Genomic DNA, 13,679 nt, shown 5'->3' on the forward strand with positions numbered 1-13,679 from the left:
CGGTCCCCCGCCGCGACCGCCGGGCGCCCGTCGTCGAGGTCTCCTGACCGGCGCCTGGTCGTAGCGCTCTCCTGACGTGCCCCCGTCGTGGAGGTCTCCTGACGGGCTCCCCCGCCGTGAGGACCCCCTGGCGGGCGCCGTGCCGCGCACGCGCGCGGTCGACCGGCAGACGGCGCCCTCGGGGCCGTGCGCACGGTCCTGCCGGCGTCGAGGAGTCCCGCACCGGGCGCACCGCGTCCGTCCTCCGACCTCGCCGGCGGCACGGCGCCGAGCCTCGGCGCGCTCCCGCCCCCTGGGCCCAGCTCGCTCGGGTGCCCACCCCCCGACGGCGAGCGGGAGGAGCGCGTCGGCCACGGCCCCGTCCCCGTCCCCGTCGGGCCACCGAGGTCGCGGGGTCCGGACGACGGGTGCGCTCCCGCACCCCGCCGCGGACCCCGGAGATGTCCCCGGTGACGCAGCGCGCGCTCGACGCGGCCAGGGCAGCAGCCACCGGGACACGTCCGTCAGGACCGGTCGCCAGGACCCGTCCACCGGGTGACCCGGTCGGCGCTGGGAGCACCCGCCCCGCCACCGGCACCAGCGCCCCTGAGCACCCCCGAGTCCTGAGCACCCCGGGACCTGAGCACCCCCGGGACCTCTCTGCACCCCTGAGACCTGAGCACCCCGGCACCTGAGCACCCCCGGAGCGCACGAGAGCCCGCCCGTCGTCGACGGGCGGGCTCTCGGTGCGGGCCCGCGTGGCGGCCGCCCCGCGCGAGGCGGCGGCGCGGCTCAGGACGGGCGCAGCGCCCGCTCCCCGTCGCCGTCGGCCTCGACCTCGGCGAGGGAGGAGCCCAGCTCGTGCCCGAGCGCCTCGAGCTCGGCCCCGCCCGCCATCTCGTTCGTCAGCTGGTCCAGGCCGATCTCCGAGCGCGAGGCGTCGAGGGACACGCGACCGCGGTTGAGGATGACGAAGTGGTTGCCCACCAGGTACGCGTGGTGGGGGTTGTGGGTGATGAAGACGACGCCGAGGCCCGCGTCGCGCGCCCTGGCCACGTACTTCAGGACCACCCCCGACTGCTTGACGCCGAGCGCGGCGGTGGGCTCGTCGAGGATGAGCACCTTCGCGCCGAAGTAGACGGCGCGGGCGATGGCGATGCACTGCCGCTGCCCGCCCGACAGGCTCCCGACGGGGCGCTCGAGGTCGGGGATGTCGATCCCCATCCGCAGGAGCTCCTCGTTGGCGACGCGCTTCATCGTCGCGGTGTCCAGGCTCCTGAGCGGGCCCTTCCGCAGCTCGGCGCCCATGAAGAAGTTCCGCCAGACCGACATCAGCGGCACGAGCGCGAGGTCCTGGTAGACGGTGGCGATGCCGCGCGCCAGCGACTCGCGGGGCGAGGAGAAGCTGACCTCCTCGCCGTTCACGCGCACGACGCCCTCGCTGTGCTGGTGCAGCCCCGCGATGATCTTGATGAGGGTGGACTTGCCGGCGCCGTTGTCGCCGAGCACGCAGGTGATCTCCCCCTGGCGCACCGTCATCGAGACCCCCCGCAGGGCGTGGACGTTGCCGTAGCTCTTGCCGACGTCGGTGAGCTGCAGGATCTCCGTCGTGGGGCCGCTCACCGGGTCCGCGAGCCGGTCGTCGGTCGTGGTCATCGCTTCTCCGCCTGCTTCCGGACGACGAGGTTGACGACGGTCGCGAGCAGGAGCATCGCGCCGAGGAAGAGGCGGAACCAGTCCGGGTTCCACCCCGCGAAGACGATGCCCTGCGTCGTCATGCCGAAGATGAAGGCGCCGATCGCCGCCCCGACGGTGGAGCCGTACCCGCCGGTGAGCAGGCACCCGCCGACCACGGCCGCGATGATGAAGAGGAACTCGTTGCCGATGCCCTGGCCCGACTGGATCGTGTTGAAGGCGAAGAGCTGGTGCATGCCGGCGAACCAGGCGCACAAGCCGACGAACATGAACAGGCCGATCTTCGTCGCCCGCACCGGCACGCCGACCGCGCGGGCCGCGTCCGCGTCGCCGCCGACCGCGAAGATCCAGTTGCCGACCCGGGTGCGCAGGAGCACGTAGGTCGAGATCGCCACCAGCAGGAACCACCACAGGATGGTGATGCGGAAGCCCACCCCGCCGATCGTGATCGTCGAGGAGAAGACCGCGCGGGCGGCGGCGAACCCGTCCATGTCCGAGATCGACGGCGTCGCGACCGTCCCGGTGATGACGCGCGTCACGCCGAGGTTGATGCCCTGGAGCATGAAGAACGTGCCGAGGGTGATGAGGAAGCTCGGCAGCCCGGTCTTCAGCAGCAGCCAGGCGTTGAAGTATCCGATGGCGAGCGAGACGGCCAGCGCGATGAGGATGCCGGCCCAGACGTTCAGGCCCAGCTGCCACGACGTGATGGAGGCGGTGATGGCCGAGGCGGTGACGGCGACGCCGGCGGACAGGTCGAACTCGCCGCCGATCATGAGCAGCGCGACGGCCACCGCCATGATGCCGATCGTCGAGCTCGCGTACAGGACCGTGGCCATGGACGACACGGACCGGAACGGGTCGGCGACCGCGAAGAAGAAGGCGAAGATCGCCACGGCGCCGATCAGCGAGCCGATCTCCGGGCGCCCGAGCAGCGCCGCCAGCGGCGCACGACGGCGCACGCGGTCGTCGCGCGCGGGCGGCCCCGCCGGAGCGGCTCCCGTCGACGGGCTCGAGGAGCTGGGGTCTGGGCGCCCCGACGCGGGGCTGTGCGCGGTCTGCGTCATCGCAGCCTCTCTTCGGAGTGCGGCGGCCGCGGGGCGGACGCACCGCAGCGGGGTCCCCGGGACCGGGGCCGCCGGGGGCGACCGTCGGGCGTCGCGCCCGTCCGGCCCTCGCGGGTCGTCGGCGACCCGAGGGGCGTTGCGTGCCTGGTGCTGGGTGGTGCTTCGCGCTCCGCGGCGGCCCCTGCGGGCCGCGCGGCCACCCGCCCTCGTCGGCGGGTGGTGTGGATCGAGGATGACGCGACGAAGGCCGCAGGTCAAGGACTTCGTCCTGACAACAGGACACGTCCTGGCACCGGGGCGCCGGCGGGTCCGGCCGTCGGTCGGCGAGCGCGGCGAGCGGGCGCGGGGCCGACGAGGACGGGCGCGGAGGTGGTCTCCCCCACGACGACGGCGCCGCCCCGGCGGGGACGGCGCCGTCGGTGGGGTGCTGGGTCAGTCGTTCTGGGGGAAGCCGAGGTTCAGGCCGCCGTGGGAGGGGTCGAGCCAGCGCGAGGTGACGACCTTGCCGCGGGTGAAGAAGTGCACGCCCTCGGTGCCGTGGGCGTGGGAGTCCCCGAAGAGGCTGTTCTTCCACCCGCCGAAGGAGTAGTAGGCCATCGGCACGGGCACCGGCACGTTGATGCCGATCATCCCGACCTCCACCTCGTGCTGGAAGCGCCGGGCCGCGCCCCCGTCGTTGGTGAACAGGGCCGTGCCGTTGCCGTAGGGGTTGGTGTTGATGAGCTCCAGCGCCTGCTCGTAGGTGTCCACGCGCAGGACCGACAGCACCGGGCCGAAGATCTCGTCGGTGTAGACGCTCATGCCGGTCGAGACGTGGTCCAGCAGCGTCGGGCCGAGCCAGAAGCCGTCGGCCTCGCCGTCGGGGCTCACCTGGCGCCCGTCCACGACGACCTTCGCCCCGGCCTCCTCGCCCGCCGCGACGTAGCTCTCGACCTTGTCGCGGTGGGCCCTGGTCACCAGGGGGCCCATGTCGGCGCCGCGGGTGCCGTCGCCGGTGCGCAGGGTGTGCGTGCGCTCGGCGATCCGCGCGACCAGGTCGTCCCCCACGCCGCCGACGGCCACCAGCGCGCTGACGGCCATGCACCGCTCCCCCGCCGACCCGAAGCCGGCGTTGACGGCGGCGTCGGCGGCCAGGTCCAGGTCGGCGTCCGGCAGCACGACCATGTGGTTCTTCGCCCCGCCGAGGGCCTGGACGCGCTTGCCGGCCCGCGTGCCGGTCTCGTAGACGTACCGCGCGATCGGCGTCGAGCCGACGAAGGAGATGCTCTTGACGTCCTGGTGCTCCAGCAGGCGGTCGACGGCGACCTTGTCGCCCTGCACGACGTTGAAGACGCCGTCGGGCAGCCCGGCCTCCTTCCACAGCTGCGCCATCCACAGCGCCGCCGAGGGGTCCTTCTCGGACGGCTTGAGCACGACGGTGTTCCCCGCCGCGACCGCCACGGGGAAGAACCACATGGGCACCATCGCGGGGAAGTTGAACGGCGAGATGATCGCCACCGGGCCCAGCGGCTGGCGCACCGAGTGCACGTCCACCTTCGTGGAGGCGTTCTCGGTGAAGCCGCCCTTGAGCAGGTGCGGGATCCCGCAGGCGAACTCCACGACCTCCTGGCCGCGGGAGACCTCGCCGAGGGCGTCGTCGAGGACCTTGCCGTGCTGGCTGGTGATGATCGCCGCCAGCTCGGGCTTGCGGGCGTTCAGCAGCTCGCGGAAGCGGAACAGCACCGCCGAGCGGCGCGCCAGCGAGGTGTCCCGCCAGCCCGGGAACGCCGCGGTCGCCGCGGCGACGGCCGCGTCCACCTCCTCCACCGAGGCCAGCGCGACCTCGCCCGTGGTGACGCCGGTGGCCGGGTTGGTCACCGGGGCGGTCCGCCCGCTCGTCGAGGCGGTGTGCGCGCCACCGACCCAGTGCGCGATGGTCTCGGGGGTCTGGTCAGCCATGTCTGCGTGTCCTCGTCCTTGGGTGCGGAGGTGCGGGGGTGCGGGGGTGCGGGGGTGCCGGGGGGTGGCGTCAGGACGCCGACGGGCTCGTCTCGGCGGGCAGCCCGTGCCGCGACGCGAGGTCGCGGATGGCGGCGAGCATCGAGGTGCCGGACTCCTCGGCGCGCTCGTCCCACCCGAAGACGCAGGTGGTGAGGACGCCGTCGAAGCCGGTGCCGGCGAGGGCGTGGAAGACCTCGTCGAAGTCGACGTCGCCGCGACCGATGTCCATGTGCTGGTGGACGCGGGCGGTCGTGCCGGGCGGGTTGAGGATGTAGCGCAGCCCGTCCGAGGCGGTGTGGTCCATGGTGTCCGCCAGGTGCACGTGCGTGAGCAGGTCGCCGGCGCGCTCGATGATCCCCGGCGCGTCGTCGCCCTGGTGGAACGTGTGGGGCGTGCAGTAGAGGAACGACACGAGGGGGTGGTCGATGCCCCGCACCAGGTCGACGGCCGGCACGCCCAGCTCGACGAAGTCGTCGGGGTGGGGCTCGAGCACGAGCCTGACGCCCTCGCGCTCGAGCACGGGGAGCAGCTCCTCGAGGGAGCGCCAGAACATCGCCTCGGCGAGCTCGGGCTCCTCGGGGCGGCCGTTGAGCTCGGTGTTCATCGTGTCCACGCCGAGCTCGACGCAGATCTGGATGGCGCGCTCCCAGTACCGCACCGCGGCCCGGCGCTCGTCCTCGCCGGGGCCGGACCAGCGCATCACCGGCAGCAGCGACGTCACGCCGACGCCGGCCGACGCCAGCGCGCCCCGGAGCGCCCGCACGGTGGCCAGGTCGACCCGGGGGTGCTTGAAGAAGGGGATGAAGTCCTCGCGCGGGGAGAGCTCCACCCACTCGTAGCCCATGCCGGCGACGACGTCGGGCAGCTCCAGCAGGGGGGTCGTCCGCAGCATCTGCGGGTCCAGGGCGATCCTCACGCGGGCGCGCCCACCGCGGACCTGTCGGCGAGGCGCACCTCGACGCGCGCGCCGGTGCGCACCGACTCCACGCCGGCCTCGCAGACGGCCACGGCGGCGTAGCCGTCCCACACGCCCGGGCCGTCCACCTCGCCGCGGCGGGCGGCGTCCACCCAGCGCTGCACCTCGGTGTCGTAGGCCGGCCCGAAGCGCTCGCGGAAGCCGGGCGTGAGGCGCTCGGAGCGCAGCCCCTCGCCGGCGACGGTCTGGTGGCGGACGAGGCCGCTGTCGCGCCCGATCGTCGCGCTGCCGTCCTCGCAGACGACCTCGGTGCGCACCTCGTACGCGACGCCGGTGCGGACGAAGATCTCCACGTCGACGAGACGACCGCTGGCGGTCTCCAGCAGCACCAGCATCGGGTCGGAGGCGCCCTCGACGGCGTGCCGCGACGCCCGGGGGCGCAGCGCGGTGACGGCGGTCACCTCCTCGTCGAGCAGGAAGCGCGCGACGTCGACCTCGTGCACCACGGAGTCGTTGATCATCATCACGCTGTCGAAGTGCGGCGGGACGTCGGCGTTGCGGTGCGCGCAGTGCACCAGCAGCGGCTCGCCCAGGTCGCCGGAGTCCACCAGGTCCTTCAGCGCGACGTACTCGGCGTCGAAGCGGCGCATGAAGCCGAGCTGGACGAGGCGCCGGCCGGTGCGCTCGGCGAGCTCGTCCTCGGCGCGCACCACCGCGAGCGCCGACGCGGAGTCCGTGGTCAGCGGCTTCTCGCACAGCACGGGCTTGCCCGCCTCGAGGCAGGCCAGCACGAGGTCCCCGTGCGTGGGGCCGGGGCTCGCGATGACGACGGCGTCGACGTCCTCGGCCGAGATGGCCGCGAAGGGGTCGTCCACCGCCCGCGCGCCGGGGACCCCGGCGGCGACCTCGGCGGCCTTGGCGGCCACGAAGTCGTTGACCACGACCACGCGGGCGCCGGACGTGCGCTGGTGCAGCCGGGCCACGTGGTCGGCGCCCATGAGGCCGACGCCGATGACGGCGACGCGCAGGTCCCCGGAGACGGCGGGTGCCGGGGCGGTGTCGGGGAGGCTCATGCCGGGTTCTCCTGCGTCGTCGCGGGGCTCTGGTCGGAGGTGCGCAGGGGGCGCGGGCTGCCGAGCTCGACGGACGGGCGCCCGCACGAGGAGATGTAGCGGGCGGTGCGCTGCGCGATCGGCAGCGGCACGTCGGGCTCGCACGGGTAGAGGTCGTGCTCGACGATCGCGAACACGTCCAGCCCGAGCTCCTCGACGGCCTCGAGGATCGGCGGCAGGTCCGGGACGCCCTGCGGCGGCTCGATCATCGAGCCGCGCTGCACGGCCGTCGGGAAGGCCAGGTCCTGCTCGAGCACCTCGGCGACGACGGCCGGGTCCACCTGCTTGAGGTGCAGGTAGCCGATCCGCTCGGGGTAGCGGCGGATCAGGTCGAGGTTGTCCCCGCCGTAGTAGCTGACGTGGCCGGTGTCGAGGCACAGCGGCACGAGCTCGGGGTCGGTCTCGGCGAGGAAGCGCTCGATGTCGCCCTGGTAGCCGACGTGGCTGTCGGCGTGCGGGTGGAACGCGATGGAGAGGCCGAACTCGTCGCGCACGGCGCGGCCGAGGCGGTCCATGCCGGTGGCGAGGGCCTTCCACCGGTCGTCGTCGAGGTGGCGGCTCTCGATCGCCTCGCCGGTCCGGTGGTCGCGCCACACGTCGGGGATGACCACGACGTGCGTGCCGCCCATGGCCCTCGTCAGGCTCGCGACGTCGCCGACCTGCGCCCAGACGGCGTCCCAGCTGTCGGGCCGGTGCAGGTGCTCGAAGACGGTCCCGGCGGAGACCTTCAGCCCCCGGGAGCCGAGCTCGTCGGCGAGCTGCGAGGGGTCGGTCGGCAGGTACCCGTAGGGGCCGAGCTCGATCCACTCGTACCCGCAGCTGGCGACCTCGTCGAGGAACCGCTGCCACGGCACCTGCTGCGGGTCGTCGGGGAACCACACGCCCCACGAGTCGGGCGCCGACCCGACCCTGATGCGGCTGCTGCTGGCCATGCGTGCTGCTCCTTCGCGTCGTGCGTGCCCGGGGTGCCGGGCCGGGGGGGTGGGGTGCGGCGGGCCGTCAGTCGACCGCAGGCCGCAGGTAGGGGTGCTGGGCGCTCTTCCACCGGTCGTGGACGGCGCGCGCGCCGCGGGTGCTCTCGAGCTCGGAGACCTCGCTGACCGGGACCTCCCACCAGGACTCGCTGGAGGGCGCGTCGACGAGCGGGTCCGTCGTCACGTGCACGACGGTCGTGCGCTCGCTCGCCCGGGCCGTCCGCAGCGCCTGCTCGAAGGAGGCCGCGTCGTCGGCGACGAGGACGTCCACGCCGAGGCTCGCGGCGTTGGCGGCCAGGTCCACCGGCAGCACCCCGCCGTCGAGGCGCCCGGAGTCCGCGGACCGGTAGCGGTACCGCGTGCCGAAGCGCTGGCTCCCGAGGGACTCGGACAGGGCGCCGATCGAGGCGTACCCGTGGTTCTGCACGAGGACGACGACGACCTTGACGCCCTCCTGGACGGCGGTCACCAGCTCGGTGGCCATCATCAGGTAGCTGCCGTCGCCGACCATGACGAAGACCTCGCGGTCGGGCGCCGCCATCCGCACGCCGATGCCGCCGGCCACCTCGTAGCCCATGCAGGAGTAGCCGTACTCGACGTGGTAGCCCTTGCGCTCCCGCGCGCGCCACATCTTGTGCAGGTCGCCGGGCATGGAGCCCGCGGCGCAGACGACGACGTCGCGGGGGTCCGAGACGCCCTCGACGATCCCGATCACCTGGTTCTGCGTGAGCAGGCCCCCCGCGCCGGAGATCGAGGGGTCGCGCACGGCGTCGACCTCGTCCTCCCAGCGCTGCTTCTCCGCGGCGGTGCGCTCGCGGTGCGCGTCGGTCACCGACCAGCCCTCGAGGGCGTCGGCCAGGGCCTCCAGCGCCTCGCGGGCGTCGGCGTGCACGGTGGCGCCGGCGTGCTTGGCGGCGTCCAGCGCGGTGACGTTGATGTTGACGAACCGGACGCCGGGGTGGCTGAACGCCGTGCGCGACGCCGTCGTGAAGTCCTGGTAGCGGGTGCCGACGCCGATGACGACGTCCGCGTCCCGCGCCAGGGCGTTGGCCGCCGTCGTGCCGGTGGACCCGATGGCGCCGAGCGACTGCGGGTGGTCGAACGGCAGCGCGCCCTTGCCGGCCTGGGACTGGCCGACCGGGATGCCCGTCGCCGAGGCCAGGCGGTCGAGCGCCTCGCTCGCCCCGGAGTAGATGACGCCGCCGCCGGCCACGAGCAGCGGCCGCTCGGCGGAGCGGATGACCGCGAGCGCCCGCTCGAGCTCGGCCCGCTGCGGCACCGGGCGCCCGACGTGCCAGGTGCGCTCGGCGAAGAGGTCGACGGGGAAGTCGTGGGCCTCGGCCTGGACGTCCTGCGGGAAGCACACCGTGACGGCGCCCGTCTCGGCGGGGTCGGTGAGGACCCGCATCGCCCCCGTCAGGGCGCCGGCGAGCTGCTCGGGCCGCCAGACGCGGTCGAAGTACCGGGAGACCGGGCGGAAGGCGTCGTTGACCGTGACGTCGCCGCTGCCCGGCTGCTCGAGCTCCTGCAGCAGCGCGCCGGCGGAGCGGGTGGCGAAGGTGTCGGCCGGCAGGAGCAGCACGGGCAGGCGGTTGATCGTCGCGAGCGCGGCGCCGGTGACCATGTTGGTGGCGCCCGGACCCACGCTGGTGGTCACGGCCCACGTCTGCAGCCGGTCCTTGGCGCGGGCGTAGGCGACCGCGGTGTGCACCATCGCCTGCTCGTTGCGGCCGAGGACGTAGGGCAGCAGGTCGGGGTCCTCCAGCTCGGACTGCAGCAGCGCCTGGCCGAGGCCCGCGACGTTGCCGTGCCCGAAGATGCCGAAGCAGCCGGCGAACAGCCGCTGCCGCTCGCCGTCGCGCTCCGTCCACTGGGCGGCGAGGAAGCGGACCACGGCCTGGGAGACGGTGAGCCGCACCGTCTCGACCTCGGCGGGGGGTGCGTACGCCGGCTCGCTCACCGCTGGGCTCCTTCGCTCGTGCTGGGACTCGTCCGGCTGTGGGCCGGAGGGGCGCCGGGCCTCAGCGGCAGGCGGGGGTCGACCTCCTGGTCGGCCCAGGTGCCCCGGACCCACGCGTGCTCGGGGTCGTCGACGATGCGCCAGGCCCGCTCCTGCCCGGGGCCGGCCATGACGTTGAGGTAGTACAGGTGGTGCCCCGGCGAGGCGACGGACGGGCCGTGCCAGCCGTGCGGCACGAGGACGACGTCGCGGTCGCGGACCTCCTCGAGGACCTCGATCGGCCGCTCGGGGGTGCCGTAGACGCGGTGGTAGCCGAAGCCCCGCTGGCCCTGCGGGCCCGGGGCGACCTCGAAGTAGTAGATCTCCTCGAGCTCGGACTCGACCTCGGACGTCTCGTCGTGCTTGTGCGGCGGGTAGGACGACCAGTTGCCGGCGGGCGTCACCACCTCGCAGGCGATGACCGCGTCGGCCTCGAAGACTCCGGCCGTGGCGAAGTTGCGCACCTCGCGGCTGCTGCGGCCCGCACCGCGGAGCTCGACGGGCACGTCGGCCGCGGGGCCGTACCGGAACGGCAGGCGGCGCCGGGCCCGCGCGGCGCACAGCGCGAAGCGGCCCCCGCCCGCGCTCGTCAGCACGGCCGTCGCCCCCGGCGGCAGGTAGGCGAAGTCGGTGGGCCCGTCGAAGACGCCCGCCCGTCCGGCCAGCTCGGCGCGCTCGCCCTCGCACTCGACGTCGAGGGCCCCGGAGAGGGGGACGACGACGACCTCGTCCTCGCCCGTCGCGAGCTCGTGCGACCCGCCGGCCGCGAGCGCCAGGACGCGCAGGCCGGAGTGGCCCCAGCCCGCCGACTCGGGGGTCACCTCCAGCTCGTACGGCCCGGAGGCCGCGCTGCCCGCGGGCAGGTGGAGGGCGGACGGCTGCGCTGCCGGGCTCATGGTGCGGGCTCCTCGGGGTGGGGTCTGTGCGGGAGTGGGTCTGCGTGCAGCGGGTCTCGGCGCGCTGCACCGGGCCGCGTCGTCAGCGGACGAGCGAGACGGCCGTGTCGACGGCCGCGGCGACGTCGTCGTCCTGCGGGTACAGCAGGGTCCGCCCGACCACCAGGCCGCGCACGGACGGCAGGGCCAGGGCCGAGCGCCAGCGCGCGTAGGTCTCCTCCGGCGCGTCCGTCGGGTCCCCGCCGAGCAGGAGGGTGGGCAGCGTCGTCGCCGCCATCACGCGCTCCATCTCGTGCACCACGGGCAGCTTCATCCAGGTGTGGGCGGAGGTGGCGCCGAGGCCCTGCGTGATGTGCACGGACTTGATCACGGCGTCGGCCGACAGGTCGTTGACCACCCGGCCGCCCGGCCCGTCGGGGCGGCGCGCCATGAACGGCTCGAGCATGCAGACGACACCGGCTCGGGCGCACTCGGTCACGGCACGACCCGCGGCCTCGAGCATCCCCACCGTGCTCGGGTCCTCGAGGTCGATCCGGTTGAGCATCTTGGCGGCGTCGAAGCGCGCGGCGACGACGCCGGGGACGTCGTACCCCGTCATCCGGTCGTCGAGCTCGAACGTCGCGCCCGCGAGCCCGCCCCGGTTCATCGAGGCGACGACGACCTTGTCCTCGAGCGCCCCCAGGAGCAGGAGGTCCTCGGCGACGTCGGCCGTCGCGAGCAGGCCGTCCACGCCCGGGCGGGCGAGCGCCGAACGCAGGCGGTCGAGCATGTCGCGCCGGTCGTGCATCGCCGTCGGGCGCCCCTGCGCCGCGAGGGCGCCGCGGGCGGGGTGGTCGGCCGCGACGAGCATGAGCCGGCCGTCCGCGGGCAGGAAGGACGGACGACGCCGGCGCGCCGCGAGGGCTCGCGCGACGGCGCGCGGCTCCCGGGCGCGCAGCTCGGTGACCTCGTCGTAGGTCCGGCACAGCGGGGCCGGCGCGCTCACCGCCGCCGCCGCACCGGCGGTCGAGCCGAGCGGAGGGGCGCCGGGGGCGAGCGCGGCGGCCTCAGGCACGACCAGCCCCCTCGGTGGCGGCGTGGGCGCGCACGTGGGCGTCCACCTCCTCGTGCGTGGGCATGGCGGTGGAGCACTCCAGGCGCGAGGCGACGATGGCGCCGGCGGCGTTGCAGCGCCGCAGCACCTCCTCCAGCGGCAGCCCCGCCAGCAGGCCGTCGCACAGGGAGCCGCCGAAGGCGTCGCCCGCCCCGAGGCCGTTGACGACGTCCACCGGGGTCGGCGGGACGACGACGCGCTCGTCGCGCGTCTTGCCGAGGACGCCGCGCGGCCCCTGCTTCACGACGGCGAGCTGGACCCCCCGCTCCAGCAGCGCGTCGGCGGCGCGGTCGGGATCGGTCTCGCCGACCGCGACCTCGCACTCCTCGCGGTTGCCGACGGCGACGGTCACGTGCTCCAGCGCCCGCGAGACCTGCTCGGCCGCGGCCTCCTTCGACTCCCAGAACACCGGCCGGTAGTCGAGGTCGAGGACGGTGTGCTCGCGACGGGCCCGGGCCTCCCACGCCGCGTGGTGGGCCTCGCGGCTCGGGGACTCCGACAGGCCGGTGACGGTGCACCAGAACAGGTCCGCCGAGCGGACGGCGTCGAGGTCGAGGTCCTCGGGGCGCACCTGGAGGTCCGGGGCCTTGGGGCGCCGGTAGAAGTAGATCGGGAAGTCGTCGGGCGGGAAGATCTCGCAGAAGGTCACCGGGGTCGCGTGCTCGGGGTCGAGGACGACGTGCTGGTCGTCCACGCCGAGGTCGCGCAGCGCCCGGCGCACGAAGCGCCCGAACGGGTCGTCGCCGACCCCGCTCACGAGCGCCGAGCGGCGCCCCAGCCGCGCCGCGGCCACGGCCACGTTGGCGGCGCTGCCCCCGAGGTACTTCCCGAACGTCTCGACGTCCTCGAGGCCCACACCGGTCTGCAGCGGGTACACGTCCACCCCGCTGCGCCCGAAGGCCAGCACCTCGAGCCGTCCTGCTCCTGCGAGCACCTCGTCCTCCACGTCCTCGTGGCCTCCGGCCGGCCGGTCGGGCCGTCCGCGCAGCACTCTGCTCCCCACCGCACGAGCGTGTCAACGCTTTGTCCGGTCATATGGACAACGCGACGGCCGTTCATCACGTCACCCCGCTCTGGCACCATGGGCCCTCCCGACGGCGCCGTCGCCCGGGAGGACCCGAGGAGGACCGCCGTGGTGGCCACCCCGCCCGCGAGCCCGTCGGCGCCGCAGTTCGACGTCGACCGCTCCAGCCCGACCCCGCTCTACTACCAGCTGTCGCAGGCCATGGAGCGGGCCATCACCGACGGCGCGCTGCCTGCCGGGTCGCGGCTGGAGAACGAGATCGCCCTGGCCCAGCGCTACGGGCTCTCGCGGCCCACCATCCGGCGCGCCGTCCAGGAGCTGGTGGACAAGGGCATGCTCGTGCGCAAGCGCGGCGTCGGCACGCAGGTGGTGCAGTCCCCCGTCAGCCGGTCGGTCGACCTCACGAGCCTCTACGACGACCTCGCGCGCGCCGGCGGGGCCCCCACGACGTCGGTCCTGGAGCTCGCGCGCGAGCCGGCGTCCGCGGACGTCGCCGCCGCGCTGGGCGTGGCCGAGGGCGACGAGATCACCCGCCTCGTCCGCCTCCGCCGCACGCACGGCGAGCCGCTGGCCCTGCTGACCAACCACCTCCCGGGCCGCTTCACCCTGACCCAGGAGGACCTCGCGGACCACGGCCTCTACCAGCACCTGCGCGCCCAGGGGGTGCACCTGAGCGTGGCCCACCAGAAGATCGGGGCGCGCCTGGCGGGCGCCCGGGAGGCGAAGCTCCTGGACGAGGCGCCGCGGGCGGCCCTGCTGACGATGGAGCGCACGGCCTACGACGACTACGGGACGGTCGTCGAGCACGGCACCCACGCCTACCGCGCCTCCCGCTACGAGTTCTCCACCACGCTCGTCGACCGCTGAGCCCTCGCCGCGCGACCCACCACGCCGTCCCACCGGGAGGGCCCGACCACGCCGGCCCGCCGGCAGCGCCGCACGGCGCG

Annotated in this window: 11 protein-coding genes; 1 reads left to right on the forward strand and 10 read right to left on the reverse strand. The window is 74.6% G+C overall.

Annotation, left to right across the window (positions count from 1 at the left end; all coding sequences use genetic code 11):
• Positions 1-771: 771 nt before the first annotated feature.
• The 10 genes from Q0848_RS07130 to iolC all read right to left on the reverse strand — a co-directional run bounded on the left by Q0848_RS07130 (position 772) and on the right by iolC (position 12,654).
• Complete coding sequence (locus Q0848_RS07130; RefSeq protein ID WP_299036390.1) at positions 772-1,635, reverse strand: ATP-binding cassette domain-containing protein; 864 nt, start codon at positions 1,633-1,635, stop codon at positions 772-774.
• Positions 1,632-2,738: an ABC transporter permease gene (locus tag Q0848_RS07135; protein ID WP_299036391.1), complete on the reverse strand. Its 1,107-nt coding sequence runs from the start codon at positions 2,736-2,738 to the stop codon at positions 1,632-1,634. The genes Q0848_RS07130 and Q0848_RS07135 overlap by 4 nt, the downstream gene beginning before the upstream one ends.
• Positions 2,739-3,170: 432 nt before the next feature.
• Positions 3,171-4,676: a CoA-acylating methylmalonate-semialdehyde dehydrogenase gene (locus tag Q0848_RS07140; RefSeq protein ID WP_299036392.1), complete on the reverse strand. Its 1,506-nt coding sequence runs from the start codon at positions 4,674-4,676 to the stop codon at positions 3,171-3,173.
• A gap of 70 nt (positions 4,677-4,746) precedes the next feature.
• Positions 4,747-5,634, reverse strand: coding sequence for a sugar phosphate isomerase/epimerase (locus Q0848_RS07145; protein ID WP_299036393.1), 888 nt, complete (start codon positions 5,632-5,634; stop codon positions 4,747-4,749).
• Entirely contained in the window at positions 5,631-6,707 is a 1,077-nt protein-coding gene (locus tag Q0848_RS07150) for a Gfo/Idh/MocA family protein (RefSeq protein ID WP_299036394.1), read from the reverse strand. The genes Q0848_RS07145 and Q0848_RS07150 overlap by 4 nt, the downstream gene beginning before the upstream one ends.
• Positions 6,704-7,678: a sugar phosphate isomerase/epimerase gene (locus Q0848_RS07155; RefSeq protein ID WP_299036395.1), complete on the reverse strand. Its 975-nt coding sequence runs from the start codon at positions 7,676-7,678 to the stop codon at positions 6,704-6,706. Before Q0848_RS07155 ends, Q0848_RS07150 begins: the two co-directional genes overlap by 4 nt.
• 67 nt (positions 7,679-7,745) lie before the next feature.
• Positions 7,746-9,680, reverse strand: coding sequence for a 3D-(3,5/4)-trihydroxycyclohexane-1,2-dione acylhydrolase (decyclizing) (gene iolD / locus Q0848_RS07160; protein WP_299036396.1), 1,935 nt, complete (start codon positions 9,678-9,680; stop codon positions 7,746-7,748).
• The gene (gene iolB, locus Q0848_RS07165; RefSeq protein ID WP_299036397.1) at positions 9,677-10,615 is read right to left on the reverse strand and encodes a 5-deoxy-glucuronate isomerase; all 939 of its coding nucleotides are present in this window, start codon (positions 10,613-10,615) and stop codon (positions 9,677-9,679) included. Before iolB ends, iolD begins: the two co-directional genes overlap by 4 nt.
• An 82-nt stretch (positions 10,616-10,697) precedes the next feature.
• On the reverse strand, positions 10,698-11,600 hold the full coding sequence (locus Q0848_RS07170; protein ID WP_366146466.1) for a deoxyribose-phosphate aldolase: 903 nt from the start codon (positions 11,598-11,600) through the stop codon (positions 10,698-10,700).
• 61 nt (positions 11,601-11,661) lie between these two features.
• Positions 11,662-12,654, reverse strand: coding sequence for a 5-dehydro-2-deoxygluconokinase (gene iolC / locus Q0848_RS07175; protein ID WP_366146467.1), 993 nt, complete (start codon positions 12,652-12,654; stop codon positions 11,662-11,664).
• 186 nt (positions 12,655-12,840) lie between these two features.
• Here iolC and Q0848_RS07180 point away from each other — a divergent pair, with 186 nt between their 5' ends.
• Positions 12,841-13,599, forward strand: a complete 759-nt coding sequence (locus Q0848_RS07180) for a GntR family transcriptional regulator (RefSeq protein ID WP_299036400.1) — start codon at positions 12,841-12,843, stop codon at positions 13,597-13,599.
• The last annotated feature ends 80 nt before the right edge of the window (positions 13,600-13,679 follow it).

It is taken from the genome of uncultured Pseudokineococcus sp., assembly GCF_947495735.1.
In the GTDB taxonomy this organism is placed as follows: Bacteria; Actinomycetota; Actinomycetes; order Actinomycetales; family Quadrisphaeraceae; genus Pseudokineococcus.

Bases quoted from the DNA above. Each gene is read 5' to 3' on its own strand.
- Q0848_RS07155 (WP_299036395.1), bottom strand. From the start codon at position 7,678: ATGGCCAGCAGCAGCCGCATCAGGGTCGGGTCGGCGCCCGACTCGTGG.
- Q0848_RS07135 (WP_299036391.1), bottom strand. From the start codon at position 2,738: ATGACGCAGACCGCGCACAGCCCCGCGTCGGGGCGCCCAGACCCCAGC.
- Q0848_RS07130 (WP_299036390.1), bottom strand. From the start codon at position 1,635: ATGACCACGACCGACGACCGGCTCGCGGACCCGGTGAGCGGCCCCACG.
- Q0848_RS07150 (WP_299036394.1), bottom strand. From the start codon at position 6,707: ATGAGCCTCCCCGACACCGCCCCGGCACCCGCCGTCTCCGGGGACCTG.
- iolB (WP_299036397.1), bottom strand. From the start codon at position 10,615: ATGAGCCCGGCAGCGCAGCCGTCCGCCCTCCACCTGCCCGCGGGCAGC.
- Q0848_RS07140 (WP_299036392.1), bottom strand. From the start codon at position 4,676: ATGGCTGACCAGACCCCCGAGACCATCGCGCACTGGGTCGGTGGCGCG.